The 16,713-nt window shown below is 65.1% G+C and carries 15 protein-coding genes and 1 tRNA gene; 8 read left to right on the forward strand and 8 right to left on the reverse strand.

What is annotated here, in order from left to right:
• Window positions 1-32 precede the first annotated feature (32 nt).
• The 5 genes from A2X88_01215 (at window position 33) to A2X88_01235 (ending at window position 2,830) form a co-directional block, all read left to right on the forward strand.
• Entirely contained in the window at window positions 33-965 is a 933-nt protein-coding gene (locus tag A2X88_01215) for a ribosomal protein L11 methyltransferase (protein OGP33979.1), read from the forward strand.
• Window positions 966-1,706 (forward strand): hypothetical protein, encoded by a 741-nt coding sequence (locus A2X88_01220; GenBank protein ID OGP33980.1) that lies wholly within the window; start codon window positions 966-968, stop codon window positions 1,704-1,706.
• Window positions 1,703-2,203, forward strand: coding sequence for a hypothetical protein (locus tag A2X88_01225; GenBank protein ID OGP33981.1), 501 nt, complete (start codon window positions 1,703-1,705; stop codon window positions 2,201-2,203). The genes A2X88_01220 and A2X88_01225 overlap by 4 nt, the downstream gene beginning before the upstream one ends.
• Before the next feature lie 42 nt (window positions 2,204-2,245).
• Window positions 2,246-2,321, forward strand: a tRNA-Phe gene (locus A2X88_01230).
• 185 nt (window positions 2,322-2,506) lie between these two features.
• Window positions 2,507-2,830: a hypothetical protein gene (locus tag A2X88_01235; protein OGP33982.1), complete on the forward strand. Its 324-nt coding sequence runs from the start codon at window positions 2,507-2,509 to the stop codon at window positions 2,828-2,830.
• A gap of 6 nt (window positions 2,831-2,836) precedes the next feature.
• Here the strand turns inward: A2X88_01235 and A2X88_01240 are convergent, their stop codons facing one another.
• Window positions 2,837-3,160, reverse strand: coding sequence for a hypothetical protein (locus tag A2X88_01240; protein ID OGP33983.1), 324 nt, complete (start codon window positions 3,158-3,160; stop codon window positions 2,837-2,839).
• Window positions 3,161-3,467: 307 nt separating this feature from the next.
• Between A2X88_01240 and A2X88_01245 the strand changes: the two genes are divergently transcribed.
• Window positions 3,468-3,932, forward strand: coding sequence for a hypothetical protein (locus tag A2X88_01245; GenBank protein OGP33984.1), 465 nt, complete (start codon window positions 3,468-3,470; stop codon window positions 3,930-3,932).
• A 15-nt stretch (window positions 3,933-3,947) separates the two neighbouring features.
• Here the strand turns inward: A2X88_01245 and A2X88_01250 are convergent, their stop codons facing one another.
• Complete coding sequence (locus A2X88_01250; GenBank protein ID OGP33985.1) at window positions 3,948-4,457, reverse strand: peptide deformylase; 510 nt, start codon at window positions 4,455-4,457, stop codon at window positions 3,948-3,950.
• A gap of 12 nt (window positions 4,458-4,469) precedes the next feature.
• Window positions 4,470-5,015 (reverse strand): amino acid-binding protein, encoded by a 546-nt coding sequence (locus A2X88_01255; protein ID OGP34005.1) that lies wholly within the window; start codon window positions 5,013-5,015, stop codon window positions 4,470-4,472.
• Between the two features lie 135 nt (window positions 5,016-5,150).
• On the opposite strand from A2X88_01255, the gene A2X88_01260 reads away from it, so the two are divergent.
• Complete coding sequence (locus tag A2X88_01260) at window positions 5,151-7,022, forward strand: hypothetical protein (GenBank protein OGP33986.1); 1,872 nt, start codon at window positions 5,151-5,153, stop codon at window positions 7,020-7,022.
• A gap of 15 nt (window positions 7,023-7,037) precedes the next feature.
• On the opposite strand, the gene A2X88_01265 is transcribed toward A2X88_01260, so the two are convergent.
• Both A2X88_01265 and A2X88_01270 read right to left on the reverse strand, forming a co-directional pair.
• Window positions 7,038-7,727 carry a hypothetical protein gene (locus A2X88_01265; GenBank protein ID OGP33987.1) on the reverse strand — a complete coding sequence of 230 codons (690 nt, stop codon included), beginning with the start codon at window positions 7,725-7,727 and terminating at the stop codon, window positions 7,038-7,040.
• Window positions 7,728-7,795: 68 nt separating this feature from the next.
• Window positions 7,796-8,893 (reverse strand): hypothetical protein, encoded by a 1,098-nt coding sequence (locus A2X88_01270; GenBank protein ID OGP33988.1) that lies wholly within the window; start codon window positions 8,891-8,893, stop codon window positions 7,796-7,798.
• Window positions 8,894-9,784: 891 nt separating this feature from the next.
• On the opposite strand from A2X88_01270, the gene A2X88_01275 reads away from it, so the two are divergent.
• Entirely contained in the window at window positions 9,785-10,228 is a 444-nt protein-coding gene (locus tag A2X88_01275) for a hypothetical protein (GenBank protein ID OGP33989.1), read from the forward strand.
• Between the two features lie 23 nt (window positions 10,229-10,251).
• Here A2X88_01275 and A2X88_01280 read toward each other — a convergent pair whose 3' ends face one another.
• Genes A2X88_01280 through A2X88_01290 form a run of 3 tightly spaced genes read right to left on the reverse strand, consistent with a single transcriptional unit; the run spans window position 10,252 to window position 16,601 of the window.
• Window positions 10,252-13,566: a cation transporter gene (locus tag A2X88_01280; protein ID OGP33990.1), complete on the reverse strand. Its 3,315-nt coding sequence runs from the start codon at window positions 13,564-13,566 to the stop codon at window positions 10,252-10,254.
• Window positions 13,566-15,254: a hypothetical protein gene (locus A2X88_01285; GenBank protein OGP33991.1), complete on the reverse strand. Its 1,689-nt coding sequence runs from the start codon at window positions 15,252-15,254 to the stop codon at window positions 13,566-13,568. Before A2X88_01285 ends, A2X88_01280 begins: the two co-directional genes overlap by 1 nt.
• 45 nt (window positions 15,255-15,299) lie before the next feature.
• A complete protein-coding gene (locus A2X88_01290; protein ID OGP33992.1) occupies window positions 15,300-16,601 on the reverse strand; it encodes a hypothetical protein in 1,302 nt (433 codons plus the stop codon).
• Window positions 16,602-16,713: the final 112 nt, after the last annotated feature.

A 16,713-nucleotide genomic window follows, 5' to 3' on the forward strand; every position in this document is an offset into this window, starting at 1 on the left:
ATAATGAAGGCAGGAACCCCGGGGGAGACGCGATGACCCGCTGGAAGTCGATCACCGTGGAGACGCGCCGCGAGGCGGTGGAGGCCGTCTCGCACTTCTTCACGACGCTCGGGGCGCTGGGGATGGCCTACGACGAACGGCTCTTCGGCCCGGACGGGGATCCGGCCGACCCCCTTCCCCCGCCGGAAGAGGTGACCCAGCTCACCGCCTACTTCTCCTGGGAGGCGGACCTGGGCAGCCTCAAGGGGGAGTTCCTCGAGTTCCTCCCGGTGCTGGACGAGTCGTTCGGGCCGGAGTGCGGCTCCTTCCTCTCCGCGTCCGAGATCTCCGACCTGGGCTGGGCGGAGAACTGGAAGGAGCATTTCAAGCCGAGCAGGATCGGAAGACGGATCACCGTGAGCCCCTCCTGGGAGCCGTACGAGGGGGGGGAGGACGAGGTGGTGCTCACCGTCGACCCGGGGCAGGCCTTCGGCACCGGCACCCACGAGACGACCCGGATGTGCCTGCGGCTGATCGAGGGGCTGTTCGAGGAGGGGGATCCCCCCCGGCGGGCGCTCGATTTCGGGACCGGCACCGGGATCCTCGGCATCGCCGCGGCCCGGCTGGGGGCGGAGCAGGTGCTGGGGAACGACATCGATCCGCGGGCGGTCGAGACGGCCAACGAGAACGCGCGGATCAACGGCGTCGCCGACCGGTTCCTCGCGGCGGACACCCCCCTCACCGCGATCGGGGAACGCTTCGACCTGATCGTCGCGAACATCCTCGCGGAGATCCTGATCGACGTGAAGCGGGAGATCGCCTCCCTGTGCGCCCCCGGCGGCCGGCTGATCCTCTCGGGGATCCTGGCGGAGAAGGGAGACTGGGTGACGCAGGAGTATGCGACGGAGGGGTTTTCCCCCGCGGGACGCCTGGAGGACGGGCAGTGGACGGCGCTGCTCCTCTTGCGGATGGCGGTCGCCGGGTAAATGCCCACCTTTTTCGTCGAGCGCCGGAACATCGAGGGGGACACCGCCCTCCTTTCGGGGACGGAGGCGGGGCACATGCTCCGCTCCCTGCGGCTTTCCCCCGGGGATTCCTTCTTCGCCTTCGACGAGGCCGGGAACCGGTACCGGATGCGGATCCTCGAGGCGACCTCCCGGTCGCTGCGGGCCGAGATCCTCGAATCCTCCCCGCCGGAGCCGCCGCCGGCGATCGAGATCACCCTGCTGGTGGGACTCCCCAAGGCGGACAAGCTGGACTTCATCCTCGAGAAGGCGACCGAGCTCGGCTGCTCCCGGGTGATCCCCTTCCGCTCCTCCCGGACGATCCCGCGGCTTGGCCCGCAGGAGGCCCGCAGGAAACGGATGCGCTGGGAACGGGTCGCGCTGGCCGCCGCGAAGCAGTGCGGCTCCGGGCGGGTCCCGGAGATCCCGGGACTCCTCTCCTACCCGGAGGCGGTCGCCGCCGGCGCCCGTTCCGAAGGACGCGTCGTCCTCTACGAGGGGGTCGGGCGGTTCGGGCTGAAGGCAACGCTCTCCGGGATGGGAAGCCCGAAGAGCGTGTCGCTCCTGGTGGGGCCGGAGGGAGGCTTCTCCGAGGACGAGGTCCGGGAGGCGGAAGCGATGGGGTTCGTCCGGGCCGGGCTCGGGCAGCGGATCCTGCGCGTGGACACGGCGGCCCTGGCCGCGCTCTGCATGGTCACCTACCACTTCGAGGCGGAAGCATGACGGAGCCCGGGTCCGGGCGGGATTTCCCCTACGCGGGGTTCTGGTCCCGGGCGGCCGCCCGGGTCATCGACCTCCTGCTCCTCCTCGCGGCGTTCAACCTCTTCTACCTGCTGGACCGGCATGGGGCGGACGCCGGCCTGTGGGCGGAAGGCGGACTGGGGGAGGGTTTCTCCGGAGAGGGGTTCTCCGCGGTGAACGTCCTGCGCCTCGTCTTCTTCCTCGGCTTCCCCGTCTTCTACTACGTCTATCTCCACGGGGCCTACGGGCAGACCTTCGGGAAGATGGCGATGCGGATCCGGGTGCTGAACGAGGACGGGACCCCGATCGACTTCCGGAAGGCGCTGTTCCGGTGGCTCGGCTACTTCCTGTGCGACCTGACCCTCTACTTCGGCTACTTCTGGGCCGCCTTCGACGCGCGGAAGCAGGGGCTCCACGACCGGGTCTGCAAGACGATCGTCGTCAGGGAACCGTACGGGGGAACGGGCGGCGGCGCTTGACATGGGGCGCCGCGCCTCATTAGAATTGAAGACTTCCAACGTGGCCCTTTAGCTCAGATGGTAGAGCAGAGGACTGAAAATCCTCGTGTCCCCAGTTCAATTCTGGGAGGGGCCACCATGGTAACCCGGGGACCCGGCCGGCAGGCGGCCGGGTCCCTTTTCCGTTTCCTGTCCCGTTGCCCCGGGCCGGTCCCGTCGTATAACGGGAAGCGGGATCTCCTCTGACGGCAACGATTCCGTGGCGGGAAGGATCGATGGCGATGGCCCTGGAAGGGAAATTCCCGGTGCCCACCGGGGGAATGAATGTTCTGCCCTGAGTGCCATGCGGAATATGTCGCGGGGGTCTCCCTGTGCCCCGACTGCCGGGTACCGCTGGAGGCGGAGCTTCCGCCGGAGCCGGTGACGGAGTTCGTGGAGCATGTGACGGTGCTTGCGACCGGGAACCCGGTCGTCCTGGCGTTGGCAAAATCGGTCCTCGAATCGGCCGGCATCCGCTGCTTTGTGCGGGGGGAGATCCTGCAGGATCTCTTCCGGATCGGGACGGCGGAGATCCGGGTTCCGGAGGAGGAGGCGGAGCGCGCGACGGACCTTCTCCGGGAGCGGAATTTCGGAGAAGCCGGCGAGTGACGCCCCCTACGCCCCGTACTTCGCCGCGAAGTCCTCGTCGCTCATCGTGAGATAGACGATCCCCTCGATCAGCCCGGCGACCGCCGGGATCAGCGTCCAGCAGAAGACGACGTAGAGGATCCCCCATCCGGTCTGCCCGAGGTAGAACCGGTGCACGCCGAAGCTTCCCAGGAGGATCGCGAAGATCGCGGCTGCCACGCGGCGGCTGATCTTCCCCGAGCCCCCCTTGTACGGCTGCCGGACGCCGCACAGGACGCAGATCTCCGCCCGGGCGTCGATCTGGCCGCCGCAGTTCACACAGAACTTGGTCTTCCGCTCTTCAACGGGCATGGTACCTCTCCGCGGATCCGTCCACCGGTCCCCTCCGGGGAATATCCCACAGGATACCGCAAAAACGGCCCCCCCGCAGGTGTGAGCCGGTCCGGAAACGGGTGACGAACCGGTCGGCGCGGAGCAAGCTGGTTACGATACCGTAATTTCATGCGCGCCCCGACTCAACACATTTCACCGAAATTCAAGCGGATATCCGGCGCTCCAGGACGGCACGGGATATGAAGGCCACTTATTGCGGGTCGACATCCCTGTCGCGGACGACCCCCGATGAAGAGCCGGGGCCGCGACGCCGAGGAGGGTCGCCATGAAGATCCGGACGATTTCCTTCCTGCTGTTTTCCACGGCGCTTGCCTGCGCGTTCGCCTGCCCCGCTCCGGCGGAAGAGGGAGGGGAAACCATCGGGATCTACTCGGACGGCAAGGGGAACTCCGGCTGGGTCGAGGTGGAGCATGGCGGCGGCAGGATGCGGGCGACCCCCTTCCTCCGGATCTCCGGGGAGACGGCGGGGGAGGCTCTGCAGGCGGCCGGGCGCGGCGGAGAGGCCGGTCAATCCGTCATGCGGGGGATGCAGGCGCAGGGAGATCCGGCGGTGGCGGATCCAACCGGGAGAAAACGGGAAGCCCTCTCCTCGCTATTGGAGGGCCCGGAGGGGGTATCCCTGGCGGGCCCGCTCGACCTCGTCAAAAAAGCTTCGGACTCGCTGAAAAGGGCCGCACGGAAGGCCCGGAAGGAACCCCCGGTCCCCTCCATCCAGGCGAAGGCCCGCTGACTCCTCGATCCCGGTTCAGCGGGAGCGCTTGCGGCGGAACAGGTCGGTCTTGACGGAGGAGACCCGGTCCAGGAAGAGAAGGCCGTCCAGGTGGTCCGCCTCGTGCTGGATCGCCACCGCCTCGAACCCGACCGCCTCGAGGATCACCTGCTTCCCGGTGCGGTCCAGGGCGTCCACCAGCACCCACTGCGCCCGCTGGACATTCGCCGTGTAGTCGGGGATGCTCATGCACCCCTCCCGCACCATCTGCCTTCCGCCGCGGGCCAGGATCTCGGGATTGACGAGCACGAGCAGGCCGTGATTTTCCTCCCGGCTCCCCCGTTTATGCCCCGACACGTCGACCACGAGGATCCGCTGGAGAATCCCCACCTGCGAGGCGGCGATGCCGACGCATCCCGGGGAGGCGCGCATCGTGTCGAGAAGATCGTCGACCCGGGAGGACAGCTCCGGCGTCACCCGGTCGACCGGTGCGCACTTCTCCTTCAGCAGGGGGTCGGGGAACTGCAGGATCGGAAGAACGGCCATGGCGTGCGGGGATCAGAGCTCCACGGTCTCGATCGGGCGAATCGAGATCGAGACGCCGATCTCCTTCTTGATCTTCTCGAACACCACCTCCAGCTCCTTCATGTCGACCGATTCCGGGATGTCGGCCTCAATGACCATGACGTAGACCGGCCGCTCCTTCGACCCGACGACCTGGGTGTTGAGGTCGGTGATGTTGATCTTCCGGGCCGCGAGCTCCCGCGCCACCGAGTAGACGATCCCCGGGCGGTCGGCTCCGTACACCGAAATGATGTGGGGTTGTCCGGCGAAGCTCTTTTCGTGAACCACCTCTTCTTCCTTCAGGGAGTGGATGGTGACCATCAGCCCCATCCTGCCGCGCACCTCCTCGAAGGCGGGGCTTATCTCGGAGACCTTCGTCATCTTCTGGTGGAAGACCACGAGGATCATCGCGAACTGCCCCGAGAGGATCGTGCAGGTGGAGTCCTCGATGTTGCAGCCGAGCTCGAAGAGGATCCGGCTGACCTCGGCGACGATCCCGGGCCGGTCCTTCCCCATGACGCTGACCGAGAAGTGTCCCATCCCCAGCGCTCCCCCCTCCCCTTCCGGTGGAATCGGTGCCATCTTATCACGTCGGGCCGGATTCCGTTGAACGCCTTGGGCAGCCGTGCTACGGTGGCGGGATGGACCGGAAGACGAAGGAGTTCCGGGAGCTGCATGAAGCCCTTTTTCTCTAAGCCGGTCTCCCTCTCCACCTACATCTTCGCGTGGATCGCCGCCTCGGGATTCCTCATCTGCCTCGCCTGGGTCGCCGGGGCGATGATCCTCGATTCGCGCAGCTACCAGAGGGACAGAATGGAAGACGCCGACCGGATCGCGGCCCTCCTGGTCAAGCTGAGCGAGGAGTCCTTCACCAGCAACCGGTGGACGGAAACGGAAAAGATCCTGAACGCGGTCACAGAGTCCGACTCCCAGATCCTTTCCTCCCGCGTCCTCGACCTGACCGGCGCGGTGGTGGCCAGCTGCGACCGGTGCCCGGACATCCTGCCGGCCTCCGGTTCGGACCATGGCGCCGGCGCGGGGATCGGCGGCACCCACACGATGGGATCGGGCCCGGGAGAGGGGTTCTTCGTCGCGCGGGAGATCCGTTCCCCGAACAGCGGAAGGAGGATCGGCACCCTGGAGGTCCGGTACTCCGGGAAGGAATTCGGGACCGCCCGGAAAACCCGGATCCTCGGATATGCAGCCACCTTTCTCGTGCTCACCGGGATCATGCTCGTCGTCGTGCGGTTCAGCGTGAAGTTCGCGATCATCCCCGGGGTCCGGATCATGGAGCAGGTCCGGAAGGCTACGCTGTCGGACGAAGAGATCTCCCTGCGGGGGACGGGAATCACCGAACTGGACGAGATGGGGAGGATCCTCGAACACTCGTTCCGGACCCTCCGGAGGGCCCAGGCGATGCTCGAGGAGCATGTGCGGACCCGGGCGATGAGCGAGATGGCCTTCGGAGTGGCGCACGATTTCAACAACTACCTCGCGGCGATCGTCGCCAACCGGGAGAGCGTGGAGCGGATGCTCGCCGAGAGCCCGGTTCCCGTGAAAAAGATCCGGGAATCGCTCGCCTCCATCGAAAAGGCAGCGCTCGACGCCGAAACCCTCATCCGGAAGGTGTTCCTGCTGGGGCGGCATCCCGAGGAAGAACCGGAACAGGCCCTTATCCGGGCCGACTCCCTCGTTTCGGAGGCGGTCTCCATCCTCGAGGGGAAGTGGAAGAGCGAATCGGCCCGGCGGGGAATCCGATATGCCGTCCGCAAGCAATCGGAGCCGCTCGAAATGACCGGGGTCCCCGGCGATCTCCGGACCGCGCTGATCAACCTGCTCGCCAACGCGCTGGACGCGATGCCCTCCGGAGGTGCGGTCGACGTGGGCGCCCTCCGGACCGGGGATTCCGTCACCTTTTTCGTGGAGGACACCGGACCGGGTGTCGAGGAGGGGCTTCGGGAGAAGATCTTCGAGCCCTTCTTCACCACGAAGGCCCCCCACGGCACCGGGCTGGGGTTGGCGATCGTCAAGCGGGTCGCCGCCGCGCACGGGGGAACGACATCCTGCCTTCCCCGGAAAGACGGAGCCCGGGGGACCCGGTTCGAGCTGACGATCCCCTTCCTGCGGGAGGGGAGGCCGGAAGCCCCCAGGCCGCCGCTTCCCCCGGACGGGGAGACCCTCCACAGCCGGAAGATCCTCCTCGTGGACGACGACGAACTGGTCCTGGAGGCGATGGCGAACATCCTGCAGCATCTCGGCCAGCGGGTCGATCTCTATTCGAACGGGCTGGAGGCGCTCGCCGCCTTCCGGGACAAGCGGCACCCGGTCGTGATCTCCGACATCGGGATGACCCCGATCAACGGGTTCGAGGTGGCCCGACGGGTCAAGGAGATTGCCCCGGAGACTACGGTCATCCTGATCAGCGGGTGGTCGCTGGAAAAGGACGAGGTCCGCAGAAGCGGAACGGTGGACCACTTCCTCCCGAAGCCGTTCCGACTGAACGACGTCAGGGAAATGCTCCGGAACATCCCGCAGCGGAAGGGTTGAAGGCGGCGGAACGGCTCAGCGGGGAAGCGGGGAGAAAAACCGGGACGCCTTCAGGATCCGGATCCTCCGGCCCCGGACATCGATCGCCCCCTCCTCCTGGAGCTTGCGGAGCGTCCGCGAAAAGGTCTCTGGGACGGTGCCCAGGCGGGAAGCCAGGACGTTCTTGCCGACCGGCAGCTCGTACTCGGCCCCGTCCGCCAGCGGCACCCCCTGCTCCTTCATCCCCTCGGAGAGGTAGAGGACGAGACGGGTCTCCACGTCGCGCAGTGCGAGGTTCTCCACCAGGTCGGTCATCCGCTTGAGCCATTTCGAAAGGGATGCGAGCATCCGCAGCGCCATTTTCGGGTTCCCCTCGAGCAGCGCGATGAAGGGACGCTTCGGGAGGAAGAGGAGCTCGGAGCCGGAAAGCGCCTCGGCGTTCGCCGGGAAGGTCCCCCCCTCGAAAATGGTCGCCTCGGCGAAGGATTGCCCCGCCTCGAGGATATGGAGGACCTGCTCCTTCCCGTCCTGCGAGAGCTTGAAGAGCTTCACGCTCCCCGAGGCGACGATGAAGAAGCCCTCCGCCGGGTCCCCCTCCCGGAAGACCGCCTCCCGCTTCGCGACCCGGCGCAGGGAGACGATCCGCCCGATCCGGGCGAGGTCGCCGGGAGGCATGATCCCGAAGAGCGGGGTCTTCCGCAAGGTTTCGGCGACCAGGCTGGACATGGTACCATTCTCGCCGATTTCACCGGCCGGTCAAGGAAAGGATCGGAACGTGTGGAGGTGAGGATCTTTCAGGGAAGGGAGGCTTCGGAGGAGGCCCGGTGGCGTTCCGCCAGCGCCGACAGGGACCGGGCGTTCCCGGGGTCGATTTCGAGGATCTTCCGGTATTCCCGGATCCCCTCTTCCAGCATGCCGCATGCGCACAGGGTGGCGGCGAGATTTCCCCGGCTGACCGTGCTCCGAGGGGCAAGGTCCGTCGCCTTCCGGGCCTCGGCCAACGCCTCGATAAAAAGTCCCTTCCTGGCGAGCGCCACCCCGAGGTTGCCGCGGGCCACGGCGAGACCGGGGTCCAGGACAAGGGCCTGCCGGTATTCCTCGACGGCTTCGTCGAGCCTGCCGATCTTCTGGTAGGAGACCCCCAGGTTGAAGCGCGCATCGGGAAGCCCCGGATGGAACGCCGCCGCCATCCCGTAGAGATCGATGGCTTCCGCCTCCATCCCCCTTCGGGAAAAGGCGGCCCCGAGGCTCTTCAGGTAGACACCCACCGTCTCCTTCCTGCCGAGCGACTTCAGATAGGGCCTGCCTTCCGCGAGTCCGAATTCGCGCAGATACCGCCCGTTTTCCCATTCGGCACCCTTATCCCCCGTCTCGATGTTGAATCGCACCCCCGCTCCCTCGTACCGAACGAAGCAGTGGGATGGAACGTATACCCCGTACAGGGGAAGCGAAAGCCGTTCGGCGAGGGCGAGATACAGAGCGGTCAATCCGAGGCAGTTTCCCCGCCTTCTCGCGATAACCCGGTCCAGGAGATAGTTGTCCGTGTTCCCCGCGACGCAGTCGTAGGTGAACCCCTCTCTGTCGAAGAGGAACCGGTTGAGGGCGGAGATGACGTCCCGCGGATCCTTCCGGTCCGCCAGGGCGGGGCGGATGCGGTCGGCAAGCCGGTCGATCTCCTTTTCCACCACGTCGGGGTCGATGGTCTCCCCGTCGAGTCCCTTCCGTCCCAGAGACGATACCAGGAGGAGAGTCTTGCCGAGAGGAACCTCTCCGTCCGGCAGGCCGGCAATGAAAGCCAGACCATCTGTTCCGTTGATATCCGGGAGGTGCGGTTCCCTGGCGAACCCGGCACGGCCGGGGATCGCAACGCCGATCATCAATAGGAACGACACCAGAACTGGAAACAATGGGAAGGTCTTCCCTGCGCTGCGCGACACCTGATTGTACCGCCCAAGGTATCCGCCCGGAAGGCGGAAAATTTACGGCAGGTTAGCAGAATTGCCGGAAAAAAGCAATTTATCAGGAAATGCTACTGGATAGGGGCATCCACATGGGAGAAAGAATCGGCCGGCCCGGGGAGGCGGAACCACCCTCTCCCGGCCGGCCCCGGATCGAATCCACCAGCGTCAGTACCGAAGGACCGATCCGCTCGAACGCGATTCCCCGATCCTCTACTACCCTCCGGATGCCTCCCACCGTGGATCCGCATCGAAATCCGGAAGGTCGCTGCTCATCCCGGAATCCGGCAGGGCAGCCGTTCCCGCTGCCTGTTTCGAGGAATCCGACTGGGGAAGGGCCCCTGTCTCCACAGGCCCCCAGCTTTGCCATGGATCAACGTTGTTCTCCCCCGCAAAGGCCGATCCCACCCCTGCGATCAGAACCGACAACCCGAACCCCGCGACTGCCATCAATACCCTTCTTTTCATCGTGGTGTCCTCCTCATTTATTGGAATCCGGTTGATCCATTCACAACCACTTGTTGGCAAGGGAAAATGCAAAGGGCATGCCACGTAAATATTTCCAAACAAACACCGTAAAATGAATACGTTACCCATGTGCCGAAACGAAGCGACCATTGCCTTCAGTAGATTTTTCTCTAGTGGAACAAAGAGTATTCTTTACCCGAGAGGCGGCAGCCCATCCCTGTCCCTTCACGAACGGAGGCAATGGGGGGGAACCGAATTGCGGCGGACGGATGTGAATTTCCCTTCCCCAGTCGAGGAACAGGATGTAGGCTGATTCCACGTCGTTCTTCCCAAATTCGTGACCGAGGAGCGGATTCCATGACCATGAAATCCCGGATCATTTCGATGATTTCCCTTGCCGTGATGTTGCTGTTCGCTGCCCCCGCGAAGCCCCAAGGACCTTCGGAGCACAAGGGGGGGGGCCATGCCGGAACCGAGGAAACGATGAAGGCCCAGCACGAGCGGATGTCCAACTTCAAGGAGGCGGCGGACATGCTGTCCAACGCCATCATCCATGGTGCCGGAAAGATGGCCCTCGAAGGGGCGGAGAAACTCGAGACGTCGCTCCAGGGGCACGAACGGGACATGCCCCATAAGAACCGGTCACGGACGAAGGAGTTCCATGGGCTCTACATGGAGCTGGGGAAAAGAACGGAGAAACTGAAAGCGGCGATCCAGGCCGACGACCTGCCGAAGGCGGCAGTCGCCTTCGGGCGGATCCTGGAAACCTGCGCCCTCTGCCACGGGAAATTCCGGGATTAGGCGCCCGCCGTGCCGGCTCGATCCTACCCCTTCGTCGGCAGTGCGTCCGGCTTGAGCTCCCGCGCCTTCCAGAGCTTGTAGATCGCCGGGTAGACAAGAAGCTCCAGGAGGAACGACGTGACCAGGCCTCCCAGCATGGGGGCGGCGATCCGTTTCATGACGTCCGCTCCCGCCGAGGTCGACCACATGATGGGCAAAAGCCCCATGAACGCCGCGGCGACGACCATGAACTTCGGGCGAACGCGCTTGACGGCCCCATGGATGATGGCCTCCTCCAGCTCCGCGACGTTCCGGAGGAGCCCCTTCCTCTTCGCATCTTCATGGGAAAGGTCCAGGAAAAGGAGCATGAAGACCGCGGTCTCGGCGTCCAGGCCCAGGAGGGCGATCATCCCCACCCAGGCGGCGATGGAGACGTTGTAGTCGAGCAGGTAGAAGAGCCAGATGGCGCCGATGGCGGAGAAGGGGACGGCGAGCATGACGAGCGACGCCTTGAACGCGCTTCGCGTGTTCATATAGAGCAGAACGAAGATCAGCGCCAATGTCACCGGCACGATGAATTTCAGCCGTTCGCCCACCCGCATCATGTTCTCGTATTGGCCGCTCCACTGGAGCACGTAGCCGGTCTTGATCGGGACCTTCGCCGCCACGGCCGCCTTGGCCTCCTCCACGTAGCCCCCCACGTCCCGGTCGGCGATATCCACGTACACGTATCCCGCCAGGAACCCGTTCTCGTCCCGGATCATGGCGGGGCCCTGGACCAGTCTGATGTCCGCGAGCTGGGCGAGTGGGACCTGGGCTCCCATCGGAGTGGGCACGGGGACCAGGACCCTCCCCAGACGGTCGATGTCCTCCCTAAGCTCCCGGGGGTAGCGCAGGTTCACGGGGTAGCGCTCCCGGCCTTCGACGGTGGTGGTGATGTTCTCGCCCCCGATGGCGGTCATGATCACGTCCTGGACCCGCTCTATCGTGAGCCCGTACCGGGCCAGCTGATCGCGCTTGGGCTCGAAGTCCACAAAGTAGCCGCCGGTCACCCGCTCGGCGAAGACGCTCCGGGTGCCCCGGATGGGCCTGAGGACATGTTCCAGGTGCTCCCCGATCCGCTGGATCTCCCCGAGATCGCTCCCGTAGATCTTGATCCCGACGGGCGTGCGCACTCCGGTCGTGAGCATGTCGATCCGGGCCTTGATGGGCATGGTCCACGCGTTCGTGACCCCCGGAAACCGCACGACGGAGTCCATCCTGGCCACGAGCTCGTCCCAGGAGATGTGGTCGGGCCAGATGGGCCGGAAGAGGGGCTTTAGCCATCCGGGAGCCCAGGAGGAGTACCAGCGCTCCTTCGGGCTCCATTGGCTCTCCGGTTTCAGGACCACCGTGGTCTCCATCATGGAGAAGGGCGCGGGGTCGGTGGACGTGTCGGCGCGCCCCGCCTTGCCGAAGACCCGCTCGACTTCGGGAAAGCTCTTCAAGAGCCTGTCCTGCCGCTCCAGGAGGTCCTGGGCCTGGGCCACGGAGAGCCCGGGGAGGGTCGTGGGCATGTAGAGCATGGTGCCCTCGTTCAAGGGCGGCATGAACTCGCTTCCGAGCTTCAAATAGATGGGGATGCTCAAGGCGAACAGGGCCACGGAGACCGCGATGACGGTCTTCGGGCGGCGAAGCACGAACCGGCAGGCCGGCTCGTACACCTTGAGGATCGCGAGGGAGATCGGGTGCTTCTCCTCGGCATAGTACGTGCCCACGAAAGCGCGCGTGGCAAGCTTGGCCAGGAACTTCGGCCGGAAGGTGAAGGGGTCGATCCGCGCGAACATCATGCGCATGGCCGGGTTCAGGGTGACCGCCAGGACCGCGGCCAGCGCCATGGCCAGGTTCTTGGAGTAGGCCAGGGGCTTGAACAGCCTTCCTTCCTGGTCCACCAGCGCAAAGACCGGGAGAAAGGCCACGGCGATGACCAGGAGGGAGAAGAAGACGGAGGGGCCCACCTCCTTCAATGCCGTAAGGCGCACCTGGTGGAAGTCCCCTTTCCGGCCTTCGGCCTGCCATTGGTAGATCTTGTTGTAGGCGTTCTCCACCTCGATGATCGCCCCGTCCACGAGCACGCCGATCGAGATCGCGATTCCGGACAGGCTCATGATGTTGACCGTGAGCCCCATGTAGTAAAAGGGGATGAACGAGAGGAGCACGGACACCGGGATCGTGATGATCGCCACGAGCGCCGACGGAACGTGCCACAAGAAAACCAGGATCATCAGGGACACGATGATCATTTGCAACACGAGCTCGTGCTTGAGGGTACCGATCGCCCGGTGGATGAGGTCCGAGCGATCGTAGGTCGTGACGAACTCCACTCCCTTGGGAAGGGAGGGCTCGAGCTCCTTGAGCTTCTCCTTGACCCGGTCGATCACGTTCAGGGCGTTCTCCCCGTGGCGCATCACCACGATGCCGCCCACGTGGTCCCCGATGCCGTCCAGGTCCGAGATGCCCCGGCGGATCTCCGGCCCCAGGGACACCCTGGCGATATCCCTGAGGAGCACGGGAACGCCGCCGGGACCGCTTTTCACCACGATCTTCTCGAAGTCCTCCGGCCTTTTGGCATAGCCTCGCCCCCGGACCATGTACTCCGCTCCGGCGAACTCGATGAGCCGTCCGCCGACCTCGTTGTTGGACATGCGGATGGCCTCGGTGACCATGTCGAGCGGGATCCCGTAGGCCGCCAGCCGGTTCGGGTCCACCGTCACCTGGTACTGTTTCTGGAACCCTCCGATGGAGGCCACCTCGGCCACGCCGGGGACGGACTGGATGGCGTAGCGCAGCGTCCAGTCCTGGTACGAGCGGAGCTGATCCAGGGAATGGGCGCCAGACCGGTCCACCAGGGCGTACTGGAAGACCCACCCGACCCCCGTGGCGTCGGGTCCAAGCTCGGTCTGAACCCCTTTGGGAAGGCGGGCCTGGATCTTGGACAGATACTCGAGCACCCGGGAGCGCGCCCAGTAGATATCCGTGCCGTCCTGGAAGATCACGTAGACGTAGGAGAAGCCGAAGTCCGAGAACCCCCGGATCGCCTTGACGTTCGGAGCGCCCAGGAGCGCCGTCACGATCGGGTAGGTGACCTGATCCTCGATGATGTCGGGAGACCGGTCCCACCTCGAATACACGATCACCTGGGTGTCCGAGAGGTCGGGGAGGGCGTCGAGGCGTATCTCCTTGAGCGTGTACACGGCCAGGACGCAGGCCGCCACCACGGCCAGCAGGGTCAGGTAGCGGTTGACCGCGCAGAACCCGATGACCCGCTGGATGAAGGTTTCCTTACCGTGTTCGCCGGGTATCCCGGCGCCGTGCGGCATCACTGCCCGCCTCCGTGGCCGGCATGGCCCTGCGACGAGGGCTTGCCCTGCGACGAGGGCTTGCCCTGGGACGGGGGCTGGTCCTGGGACGGGGGCTGGTCCTGCGACGACGGCGGAGGCGTTCCGCCCCCCGTCATCCCGGTGAGAGCGGCCTTGAGCTTCGATTCGGAGTCGAGGAGGAAGTTCGCCCGCACCGCGACCCGCTCGCCCTCCTTGACGCCGGACAGGATCTGCGCCTTCCCCTCGCCTCGGACGCCCACCTTCACTTCCCGGGGCTCGAGGCTCCCACCGCCGAGGTCCACGAAGACGATCTGGCGGAGACCCGTCTCGATCAGGGCCGAATCGGGGATCACCACTCCGGTCGCGGAGTCCAGCTCCAGGAAAACGTCGGCGTACATCTGGGGCTTCAAGCGGAGCCCGGGATTCGGAAACTCGAAGCGCACCTTCAGCGTTCGGCTCTCGGACGAGAGTGTCGGATAGACGTAGGCGACCCTGCCCTTCAACCGAAGACCGGAGTCGTAGGCAGGAGCGAAGGTCGCTTCCTGCCCCAGGCGCACGGACCGCGCCTCATACTCGTAGAGGTCCGCCTCGATCCAGATCCGGGAAAGGTCGGTCACGGTGAAGAGCTCCATGCCGGGCATGACTCTCATCCCTTCGAAGACTTCCTTCACCGCGACGTAGCCCGACACCGGAGCGTTGAGCGTCACCGTACGCCGGGGCTCCTTCGTCCTCTCGAGCTCGGCGATGAAGTCCTGCGGCACGTCGAAGAGCTCGAGCCGCCGCCGGGACGACCGGACGAGCTCCGCCGCCATCTCCCTCTCCTCGGGATAGGGGTTCTCCTTCATCCGGTTGTGCATCTCGATGGCGAGCAGGTACTCCCGCTGGCTGGCCACCAGCTCGGGCGAGTAGAGGTCCAGGAGCGGCTCGCCCTTCGCCACCGCCTGTCCGGTAAAATTAACGTGAAGCTTTTCGATCCAACCCTCGATCTTGGTCTGCACGCGCCGGACGCGCGTTTCGTCGGGAACGACGTTTCCCACCGCCCGTACCGAGCGGCTGATCTTCTCGCGCACCGCGTTGGCGGTCTGGACCCCGGCCAGTCGGAGGCTCTCAACACCCACCTTGATCGTGGAGTACCCCGCCACGGCGCTCCCTCCACCTCCGACTTCGTCCTCGTAGACCGGGACGTAATCCATGCCCATCGAGTCCTTGGCCGTGACTGGCGAGGTGACGCCCGGGTTCATGGGGTTGCGGTAGAAAAGGATCTTCCGCTCGCCCTTCCCCGCGCCGCCGCCCCGGGCGGCGGCGCCCCTGGTCGCGGCCGCCGGGCCGGAATCTTCGATCTTGGTAAGCGTCATGCCGCAGATGGGGCATTTCCCCGGCTTGCCAAGGATGATGAAGGGGTGCATTCCGCAGGTGTACTTCGCCGCCCCCTGGGCGACCATCGCGGCATTGTCCGCCGGATGGGGGTGCAGCAGGTTGTGGAAGGCAGGCACCTTGAAAAAGGCCAACGTCCCGGCTCCGAGAAGGATCAGCACCGAAGCCGCGATGACGATGATGCTCAACTTCTTTTTCTTCGACGATTCAGGCGGAGGGATGTTTCCCTCCGGGGGCTGTCCCGGAGCCTCCCCCTCGGGCGCAACCACCCCCTGGATTTCGGGGGTGGCCCCTTCCTTCCTCTCTTCGCTCATCTTCCGTCTCCGTGTCGCTTCGATTTCGAATCCAGCGTTCCCATATCAGTTCAGGTCTTTCCCCACAACCGCTCCCAGCCTCGCCTTTTCCACGTTCAGGTCTCCCACCGTCTCGTGGTAATCCTTCCGGAAGGAGAGGATGTTCTTGATCGTATCCAGCAGCGTCGGAAAGTCGACCTTTCCGACGCGATAGGCTGCCAGGGCCGTCTCAAAGTTCGTTTCGGCGTGAGGAATGATCGTCGTCCGGAAGAGCACGGCCACGGAGGAGCGGTTTTCAATCGTGGCCAGCGATTTCCCGATCGCGTTGGCCGCCTCCAGGTCCAGGTTGGCCAGCTCGCGCCGGGCCATCTCCCGTTCCGCCGTCATCTCCCGGACGAAAGGATCCAGCTTCTCTTTTCTCCAAATGGGAAGGGTCCATAGCACCATCGAGGAGAACATGTCCGGGCGCCTTGTTCCGTCCGGCGTTGCGTCCCGCTGCATGTAGGAGGCGGAGATCTCGAAGTCCGGGTAATACTCCTTGTTCGCCATCGCAATGGAGGCTTCCCCCCGCAGGACGCGCGCCTGGAGCGACTTTCTCGCCGGACGTTCCTCCTTGTACATCGCCAATAGCTCTTCCATGCGGAAAGGGACGGTGAACTCGTGGAGATGTTCGATCTCGGGGACCGGCAATTCGGGCGGCAGGGCGGCGAGCGTGTTGAGCCGTATGGAAAGGACCTTCTCCCGGTTCTCGAGGACGAGGAGCATCTCCCGCATCTTCTCGAACTCCACCTGCCCCCGGTGGACGTCGGCCTGGGGCACCCTCCCCACGGCGTACATCTCCTGGGAAACCGCGACGATCTCCCGAAGGATCTCCCGGGTCCGGCGAACCACCTCCGCCTGCCTGCGAACGTAAGAGATCTCCGCGTAGGTCATCTGGATCTCGGCCCGCAGCATGTTCCGCATCTCCTGCAGGTCGAATTCCGTCTGTTCCTTCTCCCGCACCACGACGTCCGTCCGAAGCTTCCGTTTGCCCGAATAGGGGATCATTTGCGATACGCCGATCTCCTTCCCCGTCATGTCCTCCTCCCGGAAGGACCACGATTTGACCGGCACGTTGGTGATCCCGACCCACCCCTTCGGGTCGTCCAGGGCCCCCGCGCGGATCGCGGCGTTCTCCTTCATCCGGATCCGCTCCTGCATCGCGGAGAGGGAGGGGTTGTTCGAGAGGGCCTCCTCGACGTAGAAGGAGGAAGGGACAGGTCCCTCCCCCGCCGGAAGAATCGCAGGAGAAAGAAACACCGCCAGAGCCGAGAGGAATCCAGCGATGCGCCGGCGAACCGCACCGTCCTGTGACACAGTTCCGTTCATGCCATCCCTCCTCCCCATACCGTCTGTGGTGCAGACGGATCCTTTCGGGGAAATCATCTCATGAGTTCATCCGTTACAGAAAGCTACCGCACCCCCCTGGCGGGGGCTTCGG

The organism is Deltaproteobacteria bacterium GWC2_65_14, assembly GCA_001797615.1.
Classification (GTDB): Bacteria; Desulfobacterota; Deferrimicrobia; order Deferrimicrobiales; family Deferrimicrobiaceae; genus GWC2-65-14.

Bases quoted from the DNA above. Each gene is read 5' to 3' on its own strand.
- A2X88_01220 (OGP33980.1), top strand. From the start codon at position 966: ATGCCCACCTTTTTCGTCGAGCGCCGGAACATCGAGGGGGACACCGCC.
- A2X88_01215 (OGP33979.1), top strand. From the start codon at position 33: ATGACCCGCTGGAAGTCGATCACCGTGGAGACGCGCCGCGAGGCGGTG.
- A2X88_01225 (OGP33981.1), top strand. From the start codon at position 1,703: ATGACGGAGCCCGGGTCCGGGCGGGATTTCCCCTACGCGGGGTTCTGG.
- A2X88_01265 (OGP33987.1), bottom strand. From the start codon at position 7,727: ATGTCCAGCCTGGTCGCCGAAACCTTGCGGAAGACCCCGCTCTTCGGG.
- A2X88_01250 (OGP33985.1), bottom strand. From the start codon at position 4,457: ATGGCCGTTCTTCCGATCCTGCAGTTCCCCGACCCCCTGCTGAAGGAG.
- A2X88_01235 (OGP33982.1), top strand. From the start codon at position 2,507: ATGTTCTGCCCTGAGTGCCATGCGGAATATGTCGCGGGGGTCTCCCTG.
- A2X88_01290 (OGP33992.1), bottom strand. From the start codon at position 16,601: ATGAACGGAACTGTGTCACAGGACGGTGCGGTTCGCCGGCGCATCGCT.
- A2X88_01285 (OGP33991.1), bottom strand. From the start codon at position 15,254: ATGAGCGAAGAGAGGAAGGAAGGGGCCACCCCCGAAATCCAGGGGGTG.
- A2X88_01245 (OGP33984.1), top strand. From the start codon at position 3,468: ATGAAGATCCGGACGATTTCCTTCCTGCTGTTTTCCACGGCGCTTGCC.
- A2X88_01280 (OGP33990.1), bottom strand. From the start codon at position 13,566: ATGCCGCACGGCGCCGGGATACCCGGCGAACACGGTAAGGAAACCTTC.
- A2X88_01255 (OGP34005.1), bottom strand. From the start codon at position 5,015: ATGGGACACTTCTCGGTCAGCGTCATGGGGAAGGACCGGCCCGGGATC.
- A2X88_01260 (OGP33986.1), top strand. From the start codon at position 5,151: ATGAAGCCCTTTTTCTCTAAGCCGGTCTCCCTCTCCACCTACATCTTC.
- A2X88_01240 (OGP33983.1), bottom strand. From the start codon at position 3,160: ATGCCCGTTGAAGAGCGGAAGACCAAGTTCTGTGTGAACTGCGGCGGC.
- A2X88_01275 (OGP33989.1), top strand. From the start codon at position 9,785: ATGACCATGAAATCCCGGATCATTTCGATGATTTCCCTTGCCGTGATG.